Annotated in this window: 24 protein-coding genes; 7 read left to right on the top strand and 17 right to left on the bottom strand. The window is 36.8% G+C overall.

The features are described 5' to 3' along the window. Nucleotides 1-75 precede the first annotated feature (75 nt). Nucleotides 76-768: a phosphoribosylaminoimidazolesuccinocarboxamide synthase gene (locus tag IEW44_RS02615; protein WP_188613471.1), complete on the top strand. Its 693-nt coding sequence runs from the start codon at nt 76-78 to the stop codon at nt 766-768. Nucleotides 769-1,027: 259 nt separating this feature from the next. Further along, nucleotides 1,028-1,525 (top strand): sigma-70 family RNA polymerase sigma factor, encoded by a 498-nt coding sequence (locus IEW44_RS02610; protein ID WP_188613470.1) that lies wholly within the window; start codon nt 1,028-1,030, stop codon nt 1,523-1,525. A gap of 165 nt (nt 1,526-1,690) precedes the next feature. Here IEW44_RS02610 and IEW44_RS15975 read toward each other — a convergent pair whose 3' ends face one another. After that, nucleotides 1,691-1,825 (bottom strand): hypothetical protein, encoded by a 135-nt coding sequence (locus IEW44_RS15975; RefSeq protein ID WP_268236342.1) that lies wholly within the window; start codon nt 1,823-1,825, stop codon nt 1,691-1,693. 10 nt (nt 1,826-1,835) lie between these two features. Continuing rightward, nucleotides 1,836-2,945 carry a M20/M25/M40 family metallo-hydrolase gene (locus IEW44_RS02605; protein WP_188613469.1) on the bottom strand — a complete coding sequence of 370 codons (1,110 nt, stop codon included), beginning with the start codon at nt 2,943-2,945 and terminating at the stop codon, nt 1,836-1,838. A 176-nt stretch (nt 2,946-3,121) separates the two neighbouring features. Here IEW44_RS02605 and IEW44_RS02600 point away from each other — a divergent pair, with 176 nt between their 5' ends. Together IEW44_RS02600 and IEW44_RS02595 are read left to right on the top strand one after the other, a co-directional pair. Continuing rightward, nucleotides 3,122-3,982 (top strand): hypothetical protein, encoded by an 861-nt coding sequence (locus tag IEW44_RS02600; RefSeq protein WP_188613468.1) that lies wholly within the window; start codon nt 3,122-3,124, stop codon nt 3,980-3,982. 67 nt (nt 3,983-4,049) lie between these two features. Beyond that, entirely contained in the window at nt 4,050-4,211 is a 162-nt protein-coding gene (locus tag IEW44_RS02595; RefSeq protein ID WP_188613467.1) for a hypothetical protein, read from the top strand. A gap of 173 nt (nt 4,212-4,384) precedes the next feature. On the opposite strand, the gene IEW44_RS02590 is transcribed toward IEW44_RS02595, so the two are convergent. The 7 genes from IEW44_RS02590 to IEW44_RS02560 form a co-directional block, all read right to left on the bottom strand. Continuing rightward, the gene (locus tag IEW44_RS02590; protein WP_188613466.1) at nt 4,385-5,341 is read right to left on the bottom strand and encodes a hypothetical protein; all 957 of its coding nucleotides are present in this window, start codon (nt 5,339-5,341) and stop codon (nt 4,385-4,387) included. A gap of 93 nt (nt 5,342-5,434) precedes the next feature. Beyond that, nucleotides 5,435-5,845 carry a Fur family transcriptional regulator gene (locus IEW44_RS02585; RefSeq protein ID WP_188613465.1) on the bottom strand — a complete coding sequence of 137 codons (411 nt, stop codon included), beginning with the start codon at nt 5,843-5,845 and terminating at the stop codon, nt 5,435-5,437. Then, nucleotides 5,845-6,696 (bottom strand): metal ABC transporter permease, encoded by an 852-nt coding sequence (locus IEW44_RS02580; protein ID WP_188613464.1) that lies wholly within the window; start codon nt 6,694-6,696, stop codon nt 5,845-5,847. Before IEW44_RS02580 ends, IEW44_RS02585 begins: the two co-directional genes overlap by 1 nt. 12 nt (nt 6,697-6,708) lie before the next feature. Continuing rightward, complete coding sequence (locus tag IEW44_RS02575; protein WP_188613463.1) at nt 6,709-7,455, bottom strand: metal ABC transporter ATP-binding protein; 747 nt, start codon at nt 7,453-7,455, stop codon at nt 6,709-6,711. A gap of 99 nt (nt 7,456-7,554) precedes the next feature. Beyond that, nucleotides 7,555-8,475, bottom strand: coding sequence for a hypothetical protein (locus tag IEW44_RS02570; RefSeq protein WP_188613462.1), 921 nt, complete (start codon nt 8,473-8,475; stop codon nt 7,555-7,557). Nucleotides 8,476-8,617: 142 nt separating this feature from the next. Next, a complete protein-coding gene (locus tag IEW44_RS02565; RefSeq protein WP_188613461.1) occupies nt 8,618-9,508 on the bottom strand; it encodes a deoxyribonuclease IV in 891 nt (296 codons plus the stop codon). 13 nt (nt 9,509-9,521) lie between these two features. Beyond that, nucleotides 9,522-10,823: a DEAD/DEAH box helicase gene (locus IEW44_RS02560; protein WP_188613460.1), complete on the bottom strand. Its 1,302-nt coding sequence runs from the start codon at nt 10,821-10,823 to the stop codon at nt 9,522-9,524. 155 nt (nt 10,824-10,978) lie between these two features. Here IEW44_RS02560 and IEW44_RS02555 point away from each other — a divergent pair, with 155 nt between their 5' ends. Both IEW44_RS02555 and IEW44_RS02550 read left to right on the top strand, forming a co-directional pair. Next, the gene (locus IEW44_RS02555; protein WP_188613459.1) at nt 10,979-11,950 is read left to right on the top strand and encodes a 4-hydroxy-3-methylbut-2-enyl diphosphate reductase; all 972 of its coding nucleotides are present in this window, start codon (nt 10,979-10,981) and stop codon (nt 11,948-11,950) included. A gap of 89 nt (nt 11,951-12,039) precedes the next feature. Continuing rightward, nucleotides 12,040-12,636 carry a TcaA NTF2-like domain-containing protein gene (locus IEW44_RS02550; RefSeq protein ID WP_188613458.1) on the top strand — a complete coding sequence of 199 codons (597 nt, stop codon included), beginning with the start codon at nt 12,040-12,042 and terminating at the stop codon, nt 12,634-12,636. A gap of 262 nt (nt 12,637-12,898) precedes the next feature. On the opposite strand, the gene IEW44_RS02545 is transcribed toward IEW44_RS02550, so the two are convergent. Further along, nucleotides 12,899-14,869, bottom strand: a complete 1,971-nt coding sequence (locus IEW44_RS02545; protein WP_188613457.1) for a methyl-accepting chemotaxis protein — start codon at nt 14,867-14,869, stop codon at nt 12,899-12,901. Between the two features lie 327 nt (nt 14,870-15,196). Continuing rightward, nucleotides 15,197-16,117, bottom strand: coding sequence for a cation diffusion facilitator family transporter (locus IEW44_RS02540; protein ID WP_188613456.1), 921 nt, complete (start codon nt 16,115-16,117; stop codon nt 15,197-15,199). Nucleotides 16,118-16,401: 284 nt separating this feature from the next. Between IEW44_RS02540 and IEW44_RS02535 the strand changes: the two genes are divergently transcribed. Continuing rightward, nucleotides 16,402-16,914, top strand: a complete 513-nt coding sequence (locus IEW44_RS02535; protein ID WP_188613455.1) for a hypothetical protein — start codon at nt 16,402-16,404, stop codon at nt 16,912-16,914. A 48-nt stretch (nt 16,915-16,962) separates the two neighbouring features. Here IEW44_RS02535 and IEW44_RS02530 read toward each other — a convergent pair whose 3' ends face one another. From IEW44_RS02530 to rpoD, 6 genes are all read right to left on the bottom strand, one after another. Then, nucleotides 16,963-17,175 carry a hypothetical protein gene (locus IEW44_RS02530; RefSeq protein ID WP_188613454.1) on the bottom strand — a complete coding sequence of 71 codons (213 nt, stop codon included), beginning with the start codon at nt 17,173-17,175 and terminating at the stop codon, nt 16,963-16,965. A gap of 14 nt (nt 17,176-17,189) precedes the next feature. Then, entirely contained in the window at nt 17,190-18,311 is a 1,122-nt protein-coding gene (locus tag IEW44_RS02525; RefSeq protein ID WP_188613453.1) for a Nif3-like dinuclear metal center hexameric protein, read from the bottom strand. After that, nucleotides 18,308-19,003, bottom strand: a complete 696-nt coding sequence (locus IEW44_RS02520) for a tRNA (adenine(22)-N(1))-methyltransferase (RefSeq protein WP_188613452.1) — start codon at nt 19,001-19,003, stop codon at nt 18,308-18,310. Before IEW44_RS02520 ends, IEW44_RS02525 begins: the two co-directional genes overlap by 4 nt. A 135-nt stretch (nt 19,004-19,138) precedes the next feature. Next, nucleotides 19,139-19,486, bottom strand: a complete 348-nt coding sequence (locus IEW44_RS02515) for a c-type cytochrome (RefSeq protein ID WP_188613451.1) — start codon at nt 19,484-19,486, stop codon at nt 19,139-19,141. Between the two features lie 172 nt (nt 19,487-19,658). Beyond that, complete coding sequence (locus IEW44_RS02510) at nt 19,659-20,222, bottom strand: hypothetical protein (protein ID WP_188613450.1); 564 nt, start codon at nt 20,220-20,222, stop codon at nt 19,659-19,661. A 183-nt stretch (nt 20,223-20,405) separates the two neighbouring features. After that, on the bottom strand, nt 20,406-21,533 hold the full coding sequence (gene rpoD / locus IEW44_RS02505) for an RNA polymerase sigma factor RpoD (RefSeq protein WP_188613449.1): 1,128 nt from the start codon (nt 21,531-21,533) through the stop codon (nt 20,406-20,408). Nucleotides 21,534-21,539: the final 6 nt, after the last annotated feature.

Here is a 21,539-nt window from a genome sequence, read left to right as displayed (position 1 = left end):
ACGAACATTTTACTAGTTTTCAGCTTAAATTATTCGTGTTAAAATGATTGTATTCGATGAAATGGAGGGTTTTTTGTGAAATTACTATACAAAGGTAAAACAAAAGACGTATATGACTTAGAAAATGGCTTTTACTCATTACAATTTAAAGATGATGTAACAGGTGAAGATGGTGTATTTGACCCCGGTGCCAACACAGTAGGATTGACGATTGAAGGCGCGGGACTTGCTTGTTTGCGTATGACGAGCTATTTTTATAACAAATTAAACGAAAGTGGTGTGCCTACTCACTTTGTAGCAGCTAATATAGAGGATGCTACTATGACGGTGCGACCTGCTACTGTTTTTGGTAAAGGTTTAGAAGTAATCTGTCGTTTCAAAGCAGTTGGTAGCTTTTTACGTCGTTACGGTGCCTATGCTGAAGAAGGGCAAGACCTTGATGCATTTGTAGAAGTAACATTAAAAGATGATGAACGTAAAGACCCACCTATTTCGAAAGATGGTTTGGCTATGTTAAATATTTTAACACCTCAAGAATATGATATTTTAGAAGAACGTACTGTAGCCATTGCTAAGTTCGTCCAAACAGAATTAGCTAAAAAAGGCTTAACGCTATACGATATTAAGCTAGAGTTTGGTCGCGACGCTAAAACAAATGATATTATTTTAATTGATGAAATCTCTGGTGGTAATATGCGTGCCTATAAAGGCGACGAATACATTGAACCGTTAACACTGGAAAAAATAGTGCTTGAAGATGTAATATAAGCTATTCTCTACAGCTTTTGCTAGTGATACTCCACTAGTAGAAGCTGTATTTTTTATACCCTTGTCTGAGCTTTTTTAAGAAAATGTATTTATACACAACGGATAAATACGCCTGTATAGTACAGTAATAAAGTAAGCACAATTACCTATTGTTACTTTATAATGTATTGCTGTTCAACTTTAATTATTGTTTTTCTTGCATTACAGTAGGGCATACCATGGAATACATACGTTGCGCAATGTTAAAGGATGAATGATGTTGCACCGTTTACCGTTTGAACAATTAGTAAATGAGCTACGCCCCATGATGACTCGAATTTTACAGAGAGCACATATTTATAAAGATTTTGATGAATTTTTACATGTGATGATGATTGCATTATGGAAGGCTCAACAGCGTTATGAACCGGAAGTTGGGTTATTTTCAACTTTTGCTTATGCTTCTATGCACGGCGCAATCAAGGATGAACTTAATAAAATCCGTCGACAAAAAGTGCTATTCATTGATGATGAGAATGAGGCACTATTGCGAGAAGAACCTTATGACCCTATTGCGTATCGTCAATTAATCGACTCGATTCAAAGCGCGTTATCTATGGAGGAGTACATCCTATTTTATTATCGCTATGAACAACAATTTGCGATTAGAGAAATCGCGACATTACTACAGCTCCCTTATGAAGTCGTAAAACGTCGTTGTGCGCGCATGCGTACAAAAGTACATGCACTTTTGATGGCAACGAATCAAAAACAATAGCATAAACATGAAATAAAAGGAGCTCAGCGCAGCCCACCCTAATTATGTGATGCTTTCACTATCAACTGGCACATAATATAAGCCAACAAGCAAAGCAACTATAAAAGAAAAATGGTACAAGGAAGCGGAACTTTACCTTGTACCATCTTATGATTATGCCGTCTATTATTGGTGAAGTAATGGCAAGATTGTACCAAAAATACCATCGGATACTTTCCACATAATGGCCCATAATACAGCAACTAATACAATCGTGACAACTAGTATCACTAAAACAAACAGCGTTTTATTCTCTTTCATCCTTGCCTCCTTATTGTGCAGAGCGCTTGACAATTGCTACTAATACATCAGCTAATTGCTCAAGTTGCTGTACAGGTATGCGCTCACTTGTTGTATGAATATTTTCGTAACCTACAGACAAGTTTACAGTAGGAATACCAAAACCTGCGATAATATTAGCGTCGCTACCTCCGCCAGATGTAGCGAGTTGTGGGACTAACCCTACATCTTGGACAGCGGCTTTTGCCACTTGTACCACATGATCCTCTTCTGTAACGCGGAAACCAGGATACATGAGTTGCACATTTACCTCCGCATGCGCTCCGTGTTCTAATGCTACTTGCTCAAAGGTTTCTTTCATATGTGCGGTTTGAGCTGTTAATTTAGCTTCATCAATCGAACGCGCTTCAGCTAATATATGAACTTCATCACACACGATATTTGTCGCTTGCCCACCTTCAAAACGCCCAATATTAGCCGTTGTCTCCTCATCAAGTCGACCTAACTTCATCTTAGCGATGCAACGGGCGGCTACAGTAATAGCTGAAATCCCCTTTTCAGGCGCTACCCCAGCATGCGCTGTTTTGCCTATTACTTTGGCAAATACTTTAGCTTGGTAAGGGGCGGCTACAACAATCCCACCTACATCGCCATCGCTATCTACAGCAAAGCCATATTGTGCGGTCATTAGGTTTTGATCTAATTCTTTCGCACCTGCTAACCCACTTTCTTCACCCGCTGTAATAATAAATTCAATCGTACCATGTTCAATATTTTGCTCTTTTAAGCGCTTTGCCATCTCAAATAAAGCAGCAATTCCTGCTTTATCATCAGCACCTAAAATGGTTGTGCCATCGGATACAATATACCCATCTTGAATACTTGGCTTGATTTGTTTACCAGGGACTACCGTATCCATATGTGCAGTAAAATAAATAGGTGCTACGTCTTTTGTGCCTTTTAGTGTAGCAATAATATTACCTGCTGCATGTCCATTGCGTAGATGTGCATCGTCTTGCACAACTTCGAAGCCTAATGTTTGTAATTTTTTTACTAAAATAGGTGCAATGATTGCTTCATGCTTTGTTTCAGAATCAATTTGGACAAGCTCAAAAAATTCTTCTACTAAACGACTAGTCATAAAAACATCCTTCTTTCCTTATTCAATACAACTTTCATTATATGGTTTACCTTTCAACATATCAAACGCTTGTTGAACTCCCTTTAACATCCACTCCACTAAAAGTGCGTTAAAACAATAATTAGCTATTATATGTTATCATTATCTATATGATGTATTTGATTGGAGGAATACATATGACATGGCTACATATTTTGCAACGAGAAGATGATTTACAAAATCATTATGATTATTATCGTAAGCGTTATATCACAAGTAAAAAAAGCGAAAAACATTTTTTACAATTGCAAGCTCGTTATCATCAACTCTTACATGAGCTCGTGCCTACTTCACGTTTTTCCTTTCAATATATTAAACGTTTATTTCGCAATGAACAACAGCTCCAAGACCGTATACAATGCATTAAAAAACGCATGCACTCCTTAACGCCTTACATGTTAAATGAGGTAGAGAAACAAGAAGCCAAACAACAAATGACGATACTACAACACCAACTACAAGCTGTAGACCAATTAAAACAGCGACACCTTGAAGTATACTACCCTGTGTTAGCTCAACAAGTTCTTACAATACGTAAAACTATGTTACAGCTTCAACAACAAAATCATACTTTACAGCATTTACAAATGCTAGCAAGTGCGTTACCTCAAGCACTTCACAAAGTCAATCGTAAACTACAGTTAGCTCGTGTACACTCAAAATCTAAACCTAATCATTGTGGGATGTTGACAGCTTCTATCGCCTATGAAACAAACAAAGAAACCGCTCAAGTGTGTGAACAAACTCGTCAACTATTACAGCACTACGAGTACCAATTGCAAGGCATATTCCCCTCTACATTAGTCCAGCAATATGACGATATACGCTATACGGGCTTTATCGCACAACAAGAAAGCAAAGCCATTCAACAACTAACACATGTAAAATATCAAATTAATGAGCAGCAACACTCTCTTTACCAACTAGAGCAAACAAACACACAACAATTGCTGACACTCAAAACACAACAACGACAAATTTGGGAAAGTGTTCAATAATTCGTCGCTTGAATCCTTTGATTTAGCATTGGTATGATGAAAGAAATAAGTTGGAGGCGTTATTCATATGTTAGGCATTGTTGGTGGTATTTTAGTATGTGTCATCTTTATTATTGTTCCCATTTTAGTTTTTATGAAAAAAGCAACAAATACACAAGGTGGTCATAAAGAGATTGACCCCTACCCTCATACAAATCATTCTGGACAAAAGCAAGAGAATCAATCATAATCTCTGTTGTGACAATGCCAGAGACAAGTATTGTGTAAGCACAAACCACTAAAAAACATGTTAGACTCATGGAAATTTGGTCTAACATGTTTTTTTAGTTAGGAAGAGCTATGCTGCATCTTGCTTTTTACAAATCATCGCATGATGCCTCTACCTCGTTTCATTTAGCTATATTATAAAGTTTGGAGTAATGTATCTTGTGCTTTTTTAACATTAACTTGATAGGCTGTGACTTCCTCTTGTTTAACACATAATCTACGCAATGTATTATCCACATTATCCTGCAGCTGTATGACATTTTTTTGTGCCTCTGCTAACTGACTATTAACACTCCACGCTGAGAAAATATCATCAAAAAAATAATCCGCAAACTTGACGAAGCCGTCTGTATCCACATTGACTGCACTTATTTCATAATGATCAACGTCTAACAATTCATTTTGAAATTGTTGTAAAGCTGCATGTACGTTAGGCAAAATCGATTTAACTTTGTCTATTTCACTATGCTTTAAATGTGTAATAAATAAACCTCCACCAAATAAATCCCATGCTGAATAACCTCGTGCTGTATCTAATTGTTGCATAAGCATTGCAATTAATTGTTTCGCTTTTTGCCCTGCTTCAATAGCTTCTTCTACTTCATATAACAAGCGAATGGCATTCGCTTGTTGGTCCTCTAATTCCGCCAATTGCTCCGCTTGTGCTGGCTGATATTGTATGACATATAGTCGCTTTTTTGTGCGTAATTGTTGTACCTCAGCAAGTAACTCATCTGTATTTAGACCTTGAGCACGCTTTGCCTCAACTTGTGTAATTTGCGCTTGTGTAAACTGAAGTAACTGTTGTACCTCTTGTAATTTAATAATAATTTGTGCTAATCGCATCTCCTTTTGTTCAACTTTTTGATCTAGTTTTCCATTACGATTAGCAAGTCGCTGCCAAAATGTCTGTTTATTAAAATAAGCTATTTTATTTTCATATACTTGCTGTTCAGCCTGTAAGATGCTTTGTCTCTTTAATAATTGCTTTTGTTGTAGTTTGTACTGTACAACTTGCTTATATAAACGATCTCGCTCTTCTAACTGCCTTTGTAAATGCATTTGCTTTTGCTGTAACTCATCCCATGCCATTTTATTCACCTCTTACTTCATATACGTAACTAAGACTCATTTGTTTCATTAAAAAACGCTGGTGGAAAGTATGTACTTTCCACCAGCGTTTTTTTAATGACATTGTGGGCATTTCCCGTAAATTTCAAACTTGTGATTTTCAATTTCATAGCCATGTAAATTTTGCCCAACCATTTCCATTGGGCATAGCTCTAACGCCTTGACATCACCACAATCCATACAAATAAAATGATGATGATGCTCTTTTGCATCACATTGCATACGGAAATGACGCTCTCCAGACAACTCTGTTTCATCTAAAATTCCTAATGACACAAATGTAGCTAAATTACGATAAATCGTATCATAACTCATGCCCGGATATTCCATTTTCAATACATCTAATAATTGTCTTGCAGTTAAATATTTCTCTGTTGCATTAAACATCTCTAAAAGACGTTCACGTTTATCTGTTTTTTTATACCCATTTGCTTTTAATATTTCCCATGCTTTGACGCTATTCATTATGCTTCAGCTCCTAATCGTTGAGGCAACAATTTTTTCAACCAAATCACAAGTAATAAAATGAGAATTGCCGTTACTACTATTGTACCACCTGGCGCTAAATCTAGGAAGAATGCACTCACAAGCCCAATCATAACTGCCATCTCGCCAAAAATAATAGCATATATTATCGTTTGTTTAAAGCTTGTTGCCACGCGCATAGCAGCAGCCACAGGTAATGTCATTAAAGAGGAGACTAATAAAATCCCCACAATACGCATACTTGCTGCAATAACTAAAGCTGTCACTAACATAAAGGCAATATGCACCGCTTTTGATGGCAGGCCACTCGCTCGACTATATTCTTCATCAAAAGATAAGACAAATAATTCCTTATAAAAAATCCGTAAAAAGACAATCACTACAATGGCAATAACAATGACCACAAATAAATCACTGCGTGCTACAGCAGAGACAGAGCCAAACAAATAACTCATTAAATCTGCGCTAAAACCTTGAGCCAGTGAAATAAAAATAGCACTAATCCCTATACCACCAGACATAATAATGGGAATGGCTAGTTCTTCATAATGCTTGTATACACGACGTAAACGCTCAATAAATAGCGACCCTGTAACAGATGCCACAATGCCTAAATAAATGGGATTCAGTAATGCTAAAGCTGAGAAAGTTTGGCTGAGGTATAAACTACCTGCAATCCCTGCAAGTGTAACGTGAGACAAGGCATCAGCAATTAAAGATAGGCGGCGTACAACAATAAACACACCTAGGAGTGGTGCAATAACGCCAATAATCATACCTGATAGAAAGGCATTTTGTAAAAATTCATATTGGAAGATGGCTTCAATCATCTGTTTACTCCTTTAGTGTATTTTACGAACGGCATGTCCATACCATACGTCTCTTGCTTCTTGTGACATCTCATCAAATTCATTTTTATAGCCGTGAAAATGAATCGTTTGATTTAAACAAGCAACATGTGTAATGTGACTTGATACAACATCAACATCATGTGTGACTAACAACATTGTAATACCACGTTGTTGATTTAAATGCGCTAATAAATCATAAAATGCTTGCACATTTTCATGATCAATACCGACGGTTGGCTCATCTAACACAAGCATTTTAGGCTCACTAATCAATGCCCTCGCGATAAATACACGCTGTTGTTGTCCGCCAGACAAGGCACCAATGCTACGCGATTTGAAGGCTAACATACCAACTGCTTCTAACGCCTCATCGACCAAGGTATGTACATTCTTAGGCAAACGTTTGAATAAGCCCACCTTTTTTGTTAAGCCACTGCGTACGACTTCAAATACAGTTGCTGGAAAACCCGAATTAAAAGCATTGGACTTTTGTGAGACATAGCCAATCCATTCACGATGTTTAAATTGTTTCGCTGGCTCATCAAATAATACTACTTCACCTGATGTTGGTTTTAATAAGCCTAAAATAATTTTTAATAATGTCGATTTTCCTGAACCATTGGGCCCTAATAATGCTAAAAAATCGCCTTCATTCACTTGCAAAGAAATATGATCAAGTGCTTTACGCTGTTCATAAGCAAAGCTAATATCATTAAGTTGTAGTAATGTCTGCTTCATATCATCGCTTCCTTCTAATTCAAAATCGTTACGATTTACAAAGTAACATTATAGCGGATAAGTTATCACTTGTAAAGAAAAAAAGATTGACGATAATCGTCAATCTTTTTTCGTGCCATCACCAAAAGAACGCGCTTCAATATCCGTAATCTCCTGTAAATTCATTTGATTCACGTCTACTTCTTTGTCATCCTCTTGAATAGGTACATCCTTTTTATCAATATATTCAATCGCCACTTCGGAATACTCACTCACGTCTAAACCATGTGCGGACAAATCTTCTTGCTTTTGATGATGGTCTATACCGTCACCAAAAGAACGTGCTTCGATATCCGTTGCTAGTGCTTGTGGATTTACTTGTGTTAAATCGATTTGAGCTGTTGGTGTTGGCTCGACTTTTACATCTGTAAAATATTCAACTGCCGCTTCACTATACTCGTCAATACTAAGATTATGTGCGGATAAATCTTGTTGAGCGACATGTTGGTCTACACCATCACCAAATGCTTGGGCTGTCATATCAGTAATGGCTGTACTATCAAATTTCGTATAAGCAATATGAAAATCTTCATGTGATACGTCTTGCATCATCTCATGATTAAAACCATCTGCTACGAACTCCGAGTAATTGTCTGTATGATATAAATCTTGCTCTAATGATGTAAATAATACTGTACGTTTTCGTAATACTTTACCTTGGTCAACGAGCTGAATATCGCATTTACCTCCATTAGATAACAACTCTACTTTATTAAAGCGTGCTGTTGCTAAATACAATAAATGTGCCTTTTTTGCCAATGGTAACATCTCATCAAAACGTAATTTAGGCGTCTGCTTTAATGGCGACGACCAAATGAGTTCGTTGTCTTGGACGATTTCGAGTGCTGCATTCGTTAATGTTTCACCTGTACGAATGACGAATACAATATTTTTATGATTGGCTTCGTCACCAGGCTGAATGCGGTGTAGCATTAAAGCTTCCTCTTGAATTACGTCACACATATAAATAAATGTAGCCATAATCCATCCCTCCTTTTAACAAACGAATAAATAAAATAGTTATCATGTTGATACTATTATAATTATAAATTCTTTTGTATAAAATGAGAAGTAGTTACTCTCAATACACGCATAATGCACCACATTGCACTAAACTTATGACCTAGCGTAGCGCATCAATTCGCGCTTCATTGAATAATCCTGTGCGAAGCATGTCAATTTCTATTGCATAAGGTGCTTGTTTTGACTTTGGTTGATCTGTCAGTGCTACATAAGGCGTTTCTAAAATGCGCGGAATATCACCAAATGCATCATGATGTACCACACGATATAATGTATCGAAACCAATATGACCAAAACCGATGTTTTCATGACGGTCTTTATGTGCTGCTCTCACATTTTTTGAATCATTAATATGCAATACTTTAATACGGTCCAAACCTACCACTTGGTCAAACTTTTCTAATACCCCATCTAAATCATCCACAATATCATACCCAGCATCATGGACGTGACACGTATCAAAACATACAGAAAGACGCTCATTATGCGTAACACCATCTATGATTTTAGCTAATTCATCAAAGGTGCGTCCGCATTCTGTTCCTTTGCCTGCCATCGTCTCTAAAGCAATTTGTACAGGGGCATCTTGTGATAGCACCTCATTTAAGCCCTCAATAATTTTAGCAATACCCGCATCTACCCCGGCACCTACATGAGCACCTGGATGCAATACAATTTGGCTTGCGCCTAACGCTGCTGTACGCTCAATTTCGGTTTGTAAAAAGTCGACGCCTAAACGAAAAGTTTCTGGTTTTGTAGTATTAGCGATATTAATAATATAAGGGGCATGTACAACAATCTTTTCCATACCATGCTCTTTCATATGCGCTAAACCCGCTTCAATATTTAAGTCCTCAATGGGTTTACGACGTGTGTTTTGCGGCGCACCAGTGTAAATCATAAATGTATTCGCACCATACGATAACGCCTCTTTACTCGCTCCTAACAACATTTCTTTCCCACTCATTGAAACATGTGAACCAATTAACAATGCTATCCGCTCCTTATTTATTCATACGACCGCGTTTACGACGCTCTTTACGTTTAATCTCATCCATCTTCCAACCCATTTTGCGTTTATAACCTGGTTTCACTTTTTTCGGTTTGCGAACTTTAGATTTTGCGATTTCATCAATCTCATTTACTTGTTTCTGACGATTTTTACGCGCATGACGATCTTTCATGTCGACAAATTCGCCTTTGGCAATATCTTTACGCTCAAACGGAATACCCATTGCTTCTACTCTTGCTAACGCATCTTCATCAGATGGTTCATACAAGGTAATTGCTGTACCTTTATTCCCTGCGCGTGCTGTACGCCCTACACGGTGAATGAAAAACTCTAAATCCTCTGGAATCTCATAGTTAATAACGTGTGAAATGCCTTGAATATCAATACCACGAGCTGCTAAATCTGTAGCCACAATATATTGATATTCTAAGTCACGTACTTGTTTCATCATTTTTTTACGGTCACGTGGGCTTAAATCGCCATGAATTTGCCCTGCACGTACACCATTACTATTTAAATAGTAAGCAACTTGCTCCGCTGTTTTTCGTGTGTTGGTAAAAATCACAGCAATATAAGGATTAATCGTTTGCACAATCTCAAGTAATCGATCACCTCTTGATTTAGAGCGCGTAGGCACTAAATAAAAGTCAATACCTTCCGCTACAGGTTTGCTATCCTTCATATTGATATGAACAGGTGCATCCATATACTTTTTCAAGAAAGGTTTTAAACGTTCTGGAATAGTTGCTGAAAAGACATACATTTCTAACCGCTCTGGCATTTGTGCTGCAAAACCATCAATATCTTCTATAAAACCCATATCAAAAGCAAGGTCTGCCTCATCTACCACTAATATATTTGCTGTATGCACAAATAACGCTTGCTCTTTTACTAAGTCATTAATACGTCCCGGTGTCCCAACAACGATTTGTGGCTGTGTCGTTAATTTTTCAATTGTACGTTTTTTATCTGTACCACCAATGAATAATTTGGCGCGAATATCCGTATGCTCAATTAACTGCTGTAATGCATCAAAAATTTGTTGCGCTAACTCACGTGTCGGTGAAGTAATAACTGCTTGTACTTCTTGTTGTTCTTCATTAATACGCTGAACAATTGGCAATAGGAAACTATGTGTTTTACCTGTCCCTGTATGTGCTTGTCCAATTGCGCTTTTCCCTTTTAATAAAAGGGGGATCATTTCTTTTTGAATAGGTGTTGGGGTTTCAAACCCTAACGCTTGAATTGCATCTCGTAAAAATGGTTTAAATTGATAATCTGTGTATTTTGACATGATAATGCCTCCTGACCGTTCATATTGTAACATGTTTTATACGCATTCGCCTATTATACTATACGTGTCAAGCATGCTTTTTATAAGCGTTTCTTTGTACTATTTGATTGTCTCCGTTATAATGTAACTACCGTATGTATGAAAGGGGAAACACAATGCAAGTTATTAAAATTAATCCACGTGGCTACTGTTATGGTGTCGTTGACGCGATGGTCATTGCACGCAATGCTGCACTCGATACATCTTTACCTCGTCCGATTTATATTTTAGGTATGATTGTCCACAATAAACATGTTACAGATGCTTTTGAAGCTGATGGTATTATTACATTAGATGGTGAAAATCGTTTAGATATTATTAAACAAGTCGAAACAGGTACAGTTATTTTTACCGCTCATGGTGTATCACCTGAAATTCGTCGCATCGCTAAAGAAAAAGGGTTAGTAGCTATTGATGCTACATGTCCTGATGTAACAGTAACACATGACTTAATTGCAGAAAAATCTGCTGAAGGGTACGATATTATTTATATTGGCAAAAAAAATCACCCTGAACCAGAAGGTGCAATAGGCGTTGCCCCGAATCATGTTCATCTCGTACAAAATCTTGAGGACGTTGCTGCGCTTCAATTAGATAATGATAAATTACTTGTCACTAACCAAACGACTATGAGTCAATGGGATGTCGTTCATATTATGGAAGAATTAAAGAATAAATTCCCACACATTGAGGTGCATAAAGAAATCTGCTTAGCTACACAAGTACGTCAAGAAGCGGTAGCGAATCAAGCTGGGCAAGCAGACCTACTCATTGTCGTTGGTGACCCTAAGTCTAATAACTCTAACCGTTTAACACAAGTTTCAGAAGAAATTGCTCACACAAAATCGTATCGTATTGCGGACATTTCAGAACTTGATATTGCATGGCTAAAAGGCGTTGATACTGTGGCAGTAACTGCTGGTGCATCAACACCAACGCCAATTGTTAAAGAGGTTATCGCATTTTTAGACCAATATGACCCAACAAATCCAGATACACATATTATTGAACGCTCTGTCGCTTTAAATCGTATCCTCCCGAAAATTAAAACACCAAAACCTGTTATTAAGATTATGCCAAACGAATAAAAGATGAAAAATACTACTGCACAATACGCAAGCAGTAGTATTTTTTATTAATTAATATGGTATGATATGTGTAAAAAGGAATTTATAACATGATTGAACTTTTAATAGAAAAACTTGGTACAATGCTTGGTTATGCCATTATCATCACTATTATTGTGGCACTTATTGCGCTTATTGTTACTGCTTTTTCGTATAGTGTGACAGTATTATATCGCTTACGTTGGTGGCTTGTCATTTTATGTTTCCTTATTATTGGAGAAATTGGTTATGAGCGCTATCAACTTACTCAAACTCCATCATTTGAGGACACACTTTTAGACGAACATACCCCATCATCAGAACGAAATGCGATTATACAAGACTTTATGTTAGCTTATGCTTTAGCAATGGTTGAAGCTATTAACAGCCAAGATTATGAACAAGTGCGTCCCTTTATTCAGCAACAATCTGTCTTAGAAGAATCTCAAATGCGCTTAATCGCTTCATTAGCTGAGCAAAATATTACAGAAGAAGTCGTCGCTATTACTGTAGAAGATATTGAACCGTTAGATGCTTTTCAATATCGCGTACGTGTTAATGAACAAATCACTGTTTTTGAAGATGGACAAAGTAGATTAACCGATTTTACTTGGCAATATTATATGAATACATTTAATGGTTCTCCTGAACTTACAATGATTGAATAGAACACATATTAGAAATCCAGGTAACAACAATAAACCGTAATACCTTGCTTTTAATAAGATGTAATAGCCTATGTACATAAAATCATTCCATTATATTGACAAGCAATTTCAGGAAGTGAATATCTGCTTCACTGCATCAAAAAATGTTAGACCAATAGTATTGGTCTAACATTTTTATTTTGTACCTGTCTCTTTTATCTCACATTAAAATCTTACTAACACTTTAGTAAAAATAGGTTGCGTCTCACCTTTTTTTGACTCACTATATTTTGGCTTCAAACTGACTTGTTAATGTTTTTAATTCGTCTGCCATATGAGCTAACGCTTGTGCTGAGGCTGAGATTTCTTCCATTGAAGCTAATTGCTCCTCTGTAGAGGCAGCCATGTCTTCTGCTCTTTCTGCATTATCTTTAGCTGTATGCACAAAGTCTTCGGTGACAGCTGTTACTTCTTGCACACTTGCTGCCATTTCTTCTGAAGCGGCTGTCACATCTGCCATTTTTGGCGTAATTTGTTTCATACTTGTTTCAATCACATCAAATTTCATAATGGCTTCGTCTGTAATTTGTAAGCCTTGCGTTACGCCTTCTGTTACTTCTTGCATAATCGTTACAGACTGTGCTGTCTCCGCTTGTACATTACGAATTAAATCAAAGATTTTTTGTGCAGACTGTTGTGACTGCTCAGCCAAATTACGTACCTCATCTGCCACAACAGCAAAGCCCTTACCATGTTCACCCGCACGTGCCGCTTCAATCGCTGCATTTAATGCGAGTAAATTGGTTTGTTCAGCAATACTTGTAATCACATCTAATATGGACGAAATTTCTTTAGAACGTTCATACAACGCTTGCGTAATCTCATTAGACTTATTGACAGAATCATGGATCGCAGTCATTTGCATCTTTGTATTGTGAACTGCTTCTCCACCTTCTTCAGCTTGTAATGTCGTATGTTGTGCTAAATCTGCTACCTCAGATGAAATATCCGCCACATGAATAATAGCTGTTGATAATTCTTGTAATGATGTAGCATTTTTATCGGCTTGTGCAGTTTGAGACTCTGCATTTGTTGCAATATCTTGACTGGCATTTGTCAGTCTCTCTGTTGCAAGGCTTGTCTCACTAGCATTTGCTGTTAACTGTGCTGCTGAAGCTGCCACTTCTTCTGCATTTCGCTCCATATTTTCTAACATAGTAGCTAAATTAATACGCATGTCATTGAATGCAGTACCTAACTCACCAATCTCATCTTCTGTGGGAATCATAATTTCTTCTTGTAAATTCCCTGCGCTAATTTTTTGTGCGCTTTGTTTTAATGAAATAATTGGCTTAATAATTAAACGTAAAACGAAGTGGAAAATAATCGCACTCACAATAATAGCAATGACCAGCACCCATAACGTTTGCTTTAGTATAGGTACAGCTGCCTCTTCAATTTCTTCATTGTAAATGGTGCCTGTAATTTTCCAACCTGTTTGCTCATTGGTTGTAAATAACATAGTACGACTATCATTATCAAAAGTATATGCTATTTCACCTTTGTCTTTTTTATACATGGCATCTAAAAATGATTCGTCACGAACTTTCCCCAGTTCCACTGTTGGATGTGATAGCGTAACACGATTTTCGTCTAATACAGAAGGATATCCCTTACGCCCTATACTAATTGATGTAGCCATATCATGAATTTCGGATAGTTTAATATCTACAGCTACTACTCCCTCGTTATCTTTTAATGCTTTAGCAACTGTAACAACCATATCTCCTCCAACAATATCTTTGTAAGGTGGTGTGATTGCGACTTCCCCTTTATTTCCCATCGCTAATTTATACCATTCTCTCTCTCGAGGATTATAACTTTTATCTTCATTTACTTTTGGCGCTGCTAAATAACCACCATCATTTGTCCCAACATATACACTTAATACATTTTTATTTAACTCTGCATAGCGTTGCAGTTGGTAGTTCATCATCGTTTTATTTTTCTCAAAATCTTTGCCTGCCATTTTATCGCTCAGTATCGTAATGTCATGTTCGCTATCTTGAATGGTTTTAGTAATTAAATCATCTAAAACTCGGACACTTTCATTCGCACTATAGAGAATTTCATTTTTAATTGCGGACTTTGCGGTCAAGTAGGATAAAGAACCTACGCAAAGTACGGGTACTAACAAGACGATTAAAAATAATAGATACAAACGACCTTTAAAATTGTTCACCATTTTCTTCATCTAATCTGCTCCTGACTGCTCAAAGTTGTCTCTTTATTTTATCTTATTATTTTACGTAAGACAAAAAGAAATCTGCTTTTAACATTACATGATATTATAGTGGAGAACAATGTTTTTAGTCATTTTTTTAGCGTTTTTTTGCAAAATAATACTTTTCTATATTCCTTTAGTTTTTTGAACATTTTGTGTATGTTTACCTACATGTTAAAAATACACATAGGACAAAATAAATGGTAAAAGAAAAATATGATTTCCTTTACCATTTGTATCATTTCATATTCACTAGTAGAGCGACCATCACAAAGCATTATTTTCGATAGCCCTTCTTCATACTAATTTACACGCTATATCTTCTGAACAAGTCGCATAAGGATTTAAATGAATAATAGCATCTTGAATATTATTATGGTTAGTAATAAGAGAGCGTTTCACTTGTTTGCTAATCATATGCCCTTCTTCTACAGTCAAGTTCGCATCTACGCTTAAACGTACGTCTAAGACAACATAGCGTCCATGTGTACGTGCATATACTTTGTCTACTTTACGCACACCTGCTACACCTGTAATCGTCTGCTCAAATTGTGCAATTTGTTGTTCATCTAACACTTGTTCCATCATCATAATAGATGACTCCTTTGCTAGAGCATATCCCATTCGAATAACAATCGCTGCGACTGCAATACTAGCAACTGCATCAGCATACAATAAAAATGAAATATCATAATGATTACCAATTAAAGTAGCCGCAATACCAATTAATGCAGCAATAGATGAAAAAGCATCCGAACGATGATGCCATGCTTCACTAATTAAAGCAATGCTATTCACCCTTTTACCTAACCGATATTTATATTGAAATAGAGCCTCTTTTGCTACGATAGAAATGGCAATAATAATGAGCGCACTCATCTTAGGAATAGCTACATTTCCTTGGAACATAGACTTAATCGCTGATATTGTAATTTCAACACCCACCAATATTAGTAAAAATGCAACAATAATTGATGCGATTGTTTCTGCTTTACCATGACCATATGGATGCTCTTCATCTGGTGGCTTAATGGCTACTTTAACCCCAAATAAAATTACAACAGAACCGACTATATCTGAAGCAGAATGTAAAGCGTCTGCAAGTAAAGCTTTACTATTTGCGATAAAACCAAACGCACCTTTTAAAAGGGTTAATATAATATTAGCTATGATGCCAATCCATGTGGCTTGCACAATTTGTTTGTTCACATCCATCATTGGTCATCCTCTCAAATTTGTTGCCTTCATCGTAGCAAACGACTATCGTGTAGGTACATAGCAAGATTGTTGCCAAAGTGATAAGAGTTTTACCACACCAACAATAGCGTTAATAATTGGCTATTTAAAGAGCATTAAAACCTATTTATACATACCTTAATACCTAAATTTAAAATCCTTTTTTATCCTTTTATTAACAACTTATTTCTCATTTTTAAAAGGCATTTGTATAATATATGAAACAATCTCACCTGTTGTTACGTATAATAAGCGAGGTGATTTTATTGTATCCATATCTCTATCGTATTGAACCACATAAAAAACAGTATGTACTTCATCAAATCGTAAATAAAGATACGATCTTATGTGGTACTATCTACAAGGAAAAACAAGCCCATTGGAAAACGCTAATCAATACCATTACAATTTTATCTCTACAAGATACATTTCCGTTTTCCTCTACGTTATGTGCTTACAATACGCATGACCAAGAAATCGTTAAAATTCAGCCTAAATTTTCTTTACATCACTTATCTTTTGAGTTAAAGATTAATCATGAGCTATTTTTATTACAAGAGCATAAAGATGAATTATTACGCTCTGTTTATACTTGTACACTTAATGATGCCGAGATTATTATAACGAGTAATTTTAAAGAAGACTATTTTATACACATTGCAGCACAAGAAGTTGCCACGATTCAGGCATCAGGTGGTCATTTTACCATACAAGCTAACATTCAAGATGAAAATTTACTCTTGCTCATCGCTAGTCTATATTTAACTATTACACAATAAAAATAACCCCTCTTTTAGTGTTAAATGATACCAAAAGAAGGGTTATATTTATTTATCACATTTAATGTCATAATTACGTGTAAAGAAATTGCCTAATTCTTTGACGATAAGTTCGCCACCTTCATCTTTACACTGTTCTTTCATCAATACAATTTGTTTATCGTAGGAGGCATTACGGAACATAATTAGTCCAAATCCAACAATAATGAATAATGCACCTATGACTAACCAGCCTTTGCCCACACTTGGATTGCGTCTCATCTATTGTTCGCTCCTTAAATAAATTGGAAGGGTTCTGTATTCACTGTAGATGCTATAAAGGTAACTTGAATTTTTTTTGCTGCACATAACGTTGTCATCTTCTGCGTAACACCTTCAATCATCACCTTCTCCACATGATGGCCAGGGTCAATAATATTTAATCCTAATGCTTCAGCATCTTGTGCGGTATGGAAATACATATCACCTGTCACAAAAACATCCGCTCCTGCAAAATGAGCTGCATGAACATATTTATTACCATCACCACCAAGTACAGCTACTTTATGCACCATTACCTCACCATCACCAACCATACGTAACACTGGTACTTGGAATTGTTGTTTCACATAATGAGCAAATGCTTGTAATGTCATTGCCTCTGTAAGTCGGCCTATACGTCCAATCCCCATTTGATTAGTTTGTTGTGCTAACTCATAAAGATCATAGGCTGGCTCTTCGTAAGGGTGATGCTGTAACATCGCTTTTAACACACGGTTTTTAGCACTTGCTGGAAAGACTACCTCAATACGCTGTTCGGCTTCAATATGGACTTCCCCCACTTCACCGACATGAGGTGTCGCACCTTCTAATGCTTTAAAACGCCCTTCACCTTGCACCGTAAAACTACAAGCATTGTAGTCACCAATTGCTCCTGCCCCTACTTGTGCCAATGCTTGACGCATATCATCCGCCTGAGCATATGGAATAAATACCGCTAGTTTCATTAATGGTTCACTATAGGTTTGTTGCAAATAAGTCACATCTTGTAAATGTAATGCTTGAGCCAATAAATCATTAACCCCACCATGGGCTACATCTAAGTTAGTATGAGCTGCATAGATAGCAATGTCATTTTTAATAATTTTTTCATACAACTTACCTGCTGGTGTATCTGTGCGTAAATTAGCTAATTTACGAAAGATAGGGGGGTGATGAGTAATAATTAACTCACAACCTTCTGCGATGGCTTCATTAACTACAGCATCATTAACATCTAGCGTTACTAATACTTTTGTCACTGGTTTGTTAAGTGTACCTATTGCTAAACCGATAGGATCATTTTCCATACATGCCAATTTCTTAGGTGACCACGATTCAAAGACTTGAATAATTTCTTGACCATTTGTCATATTCACGATAAAATCGCCTCCGCCATCTCTATTTTGTATTGTAATTCTTTCCGTTTTTCTATCATTGCTGTCGTATTTTCAGCTTGTGCGATGGCCTCTAAAATTTTATGCCACTGAGCAAGTTCTCCTTGCCACTTTTTAATAAAGGCTGGTGCTTTGCGTTCGCTTAATAACGGGCCAAATAATAATTGCTTTTCAGTTAGTGTCATCTCACCACGTTGTAAGACGATCACTTCATAAATTTTATCGTCCTCTTCCATAATCATTTCGTCTAAAATCGCAAATCCATTATGCATAGCCCATTCTCTAATGGCACGCGCATGAATGTTAGGTTGTAAAATGAGTCGTGTAACATTCGTTAGTGCACTTGGTGTTTTGGCTAAAATAGACGCAATTAATGGCCCTCCCATACCTGCAATTGTAATGGTGTCTACCTGGTCTTCTGGTGTAATTGCTTGCAGTCCATCGGCTAAACGCACCGTCACTTGATTCGTTAAACCTTCTTGTTGCACTTGGCTTCGTGCGGATTCATAAGGCCCTTTCACTACTTCACCTGCTATCGCATGTGTAGCAATCTTTTGATGTATTAAATAACACGGTAAATAAGCATGGTCGCTCCCGATGTCCGCAACAGTGGAGCCTGTTGGAACAAAAGATGCAACAGCTGCTAAACGTTCTGATAGTTTTTGTGCATTCATTTATGTGACCTCTCTTTATTTCAACATTATCATCTCTAATACTTTACCATAAAGCGAGAAGAGTTCGGTACTATTGCTTATCAATTCATATATGAAATAAAAAAAGCACTGACAATTGTCAGCGCTTTGGGTTTATTATTTTTCAAGACCTGCTACGTATTCAGCAACTGCTTTCGCTTCTGCTTCTTTACCTGCTAAAATAGCTGGCATACCGCCTTGACCATTCATTGCTACGTCTGCAATATGATCTTCTTCTAAACCACGGATATCTGGGCCTGACGCACCTGAAAGGTCACCGCCGTGACAACCGATACAACTGCTTTTCGCGATTTCTTCGCCGTTAACTTCAGTTGTTTCTCCGCCGCCTTCACCGCCGTTCGCAGCCTCTTTCTTTTTATCTGCGCCATCTAAAGACAAGAAAAAGATAACAGCAATACCCATAGCTAAGATTAATAAATAAGGTACGATTGGACTGTTTTTCATTTGGATTACCCTCCCTCTACATTTAAATGAGTACGATATCTATAAAATTATAGAATCAGTTCAACACTTCATATTGTACTTCATAATGCGTGAAACTAAAAGCCCTAATACACAAGTTTTACAGGGAATCCCCTAAAAAAGCGACTAATTACGAAGAATTTGTGAATTTTTATTATAATGCTATATAAACACTATAAGCAATTACAACCACACACGCACAAATACCCGATATCGTAAAATAAACTAATTTTCGTTTCAAACCAACGACCAACCATAAGATACTATTCCCAATTAATACACTAATTAAAACCATATTATAATGAGGAAAATAAGTAATGGCGAGCGAGACTGTTAAGCTAAAAACAAGTAGCGCAGCGACAATATGATATAAAATGGCAAGTGATGGTGCACGCATTTGTACAACACTCGCTCTAACAAAAAGTAACGTTGTCACGATAATACCTAACATTGTAAAAACCCACGAAAAAGTAGTAAAGATAAACATACCTATAAATGTGAGCACGGTACCAATCATCAAAGCAGTAGTAATGATGGTATTTCTCTTTTTCTCTTGAGCGAGTATAGCTTGTTTAGCTTTTGCCTCTTCCTCACTTACTTCATCTTGTCCTTCATTGTAAAGTGTAGCTAAAAAATCACAATAATGCTCTGGTAACAATTTATTTTGCTTCCAAAATAAAATTTCATTAAGTATTATTTTTTTCCTTGGGGTTGTCATATTCTCCTTCTCCAAACGTCCTATATTTCTTATTATGTATCATTACTATTTTATGCGATTTACGATTACTATTCATGTTACTAAAGTAATGATTAATTAACAAAAAATTTTGCAACGTTATATTTAACAAACAAAAACAGCAAACTAAAATAATTATTTTAGTTCACTGTTCTTGTCTAATTATTATTCTAAGAAATCTTTCAGACGTTTACTGCGTGAAGGATGACGTAATTTACGTAGCGCTTTTGCCTCAATTTGACGAATACGTTCGCGCGTAACGCCAAATACTTTACCTACTTCTTCAAGCGTACGTGTACGACCATCATCTAAACCAAAACGTAAACGTAAGACATTTTCTTCGCGGTCTGTTAATGTATCTAATACATCCTCTAATTGTTCTTTTAATAGCTCATAAGCTGCGTGGTCTGATGGAGATTGCGCTTCTGAGTCTTCAATAAAGTCACCTAGGTGTGAGTCATCTTCCTCTCCAATGGGTGTCTCTAATGATACGGGCTCTTGTGCAATTTTTAATATTTCACGCACTTTTTCAGGTGTAATATCCATCTCTTCACCAATTTCTTCTGGTGTTGGTTCACGCCCTAAATCCTGTAATAATTGACGCTGAACACGGATTAGTTTATTGATCGTTTCCACCATGTGCACAGGAATACGAATTGTTCTTGCTTGGTCTGCAATAGCACGTGTAATTGCTTGTCGAATCCACCAAGTGGCATACGTAGAGAATTTGAAACCTTTGCTATGGTCGAATTTTTCTACCGCCTTAATAAGCCCCATATTACCTTCTTGAATTAAGTCTAGGAACAACATGCCTCGTCCAACATAACGCTTAGCAATCGAAACAACTAAACGCAAGTTAGCTTCCGCTAAACGTTTGCGAGCTTCTTCATCGCCTTGCTCGATACGTTCAGCTAACGCAACCTCTTCCTCTGCCGACAGTAAATCAACACGACCAATTTCTTTTAAATACATGCGCACAGGGTCGTTAATCTTAACACCTGGTGGCACACTTAAATCGTTCAGGTCAAATGTTTCTTCACTTGCTTCCTCTTTTTGTAGACTTTCCTCTTCAAATTTTTCCTTACCGATGATTTGAATATCTTGATTTTTTTCGAGGTCTTCTGCAAAATGGAAAATCTCCTCATTTTCAAGCTCATAAGGCGCTAGTTTTTTTGAAATTTCCTTCATTGAAATTTCACCAGCTTCTTTTGCAGCAGCTTGTAATAATTTCTTTGCCTCATCTAATGAAATTTCAACTTCTACTTCTTTTGAACGTTCAGACTGATTCGCCATAAACCT

Source organism: Lysinibacillus alkalisoli, assembly GCF_014643595.1.
Classification (GTDB): domain Bacteria; phylum Bacillota; class Bacilli; order Bacillales_A; family Planococcaceae; genus Metalysinibacillus; species Metalysinibacillus alkalisoli.
This window is presented reverse-complemented; position numbering and strand designations above follow the sequence as displayed.

Coding starts and splice junctions, on each gene's coding strand:
- IEW44_RS02555 (WP_188613459.1), top strand. CDS start 10,979: ATGCAAGTTATTAAAATTAATCCACGTGGCTACTGTTATGGTGTCGTT.
- IEW44_RS02595 (WP_188613467.1), top strand. CDS start 4,050: ATGTTAGGCATTGTTGGTGGTATTTTAGTATGTGTCATCTTTATTATT.
- IEW44_RS02560 (WP_188613460.1), bottom strand. CDS start 10,823: ATGTCAAAATACACAGATTATCAATTTAAACCATTTTTACGAGATGCA.
- IEW44_RS02540 (WP_188613456.1), bottom strand. CDS start 16,117: ATGATGGATGTGAACAAACAAATTGTGCAAGCCACATGGATTGGCATC.
- IEW44_RS02605 (WP_188613469.1), bottom strand. CDS start 2,945: ATGACTAGTCGTTTAGTAGAAGAATTTTTTGAGCTTGTCCAAATTGAT.
- IEW44_RS02585 (WP_188613465.1), bottom strand. CDS start 5,845: ATGAATAGCGTCAAAGCATGGGAAATATTAAAAGCAAATGGGTATAAA.
- IEW44_RS02515 (WP_188613451.1), bottom strand. CDS start 19,486: ATGAAAAACAGTCCAATCGTACCTTATTTATTAATCTTAGCTATGGGT.
- IEW44_RS02550 (WP_188613458.1), top strand. CDS start 12,040: ATGATTGAACTTTTAATAGAAAAACTTGGTACAATGCTTGGTTATGCC.
- IEW44_RS02575 (WP_188613463.1), bottom strand. CDS start 7,455: ATGAAGCAGACATTACTACAACTTAATGATATTAGCTTTGCTTATGAA.
- IEW44_RS02580 (WP_188613464.1), bottom strand. CDS start 6,696: ATGATTGAAGCCATCTTCCAATATGAATTTTTACAAAATGCCTTTCTA.
- IEW44_RS02570 (WP_188613462.1), bottom strand. CDS start 8,475: ATGGCTACATTTATTTATATGTGTGACGTAATTCAAGAGGAAGCTTTA.
- IEW44_RS02590 (WP_188613466.1), bottom strand. CDS start 5,341: ATGGCATGGGATGAGTTACAGCAAAAGCAAATGCATTTACAAAGGCAG.
- IEW44_RS02530 (WP_188613454.1), bottom strand. CDS start 17,175: ATGAGACGCAATCCAAGTGTGGGCAAAGGCTGGTTAGTCATAGGTGCA.
- rpoD (WP_188613449.1), bottom strand. CDS start 21,533: ATGGCGAATCAGTCTGAACGTTCAAAAGAAGTAGAAGTTGAAATTTCA.
- IEW44_RS02545 (WP_188613457.1), bottom strand. CDS start 14,869: ATGAAGAAAATGGTGAACAATTTTAAAGGTCGTTTGTATCTATTATTT.
- IEW44_RS02600 (WP_188613468.1), top strand. CDS start 3,122: ATGACATGGCTACATATTTTGCAACGAGAAGATGATTTACAAAATCAT.
- IEW44_RS02520 (WP_188613452.1), bottom strand. CDS start 19,003: ATGAATGCACAAAAACTATCAGAACGTTTAGCAGCTGTTGCATCTTTT.
- IEW44_RS02510 (WP_188613450.1), bottom strand. CDS start 20,222: ATGACAACCCCAAGGAAAAAAATAATACTTAATGAAATTTTATTTTGG.
- IEW44_RS15975 (WP_268236342.1), bottom strand. CDS start 1,825: ATGAAAGAGAATAAAACGCTGTTTGTTTTAGTGATACTAGTTGTCACG.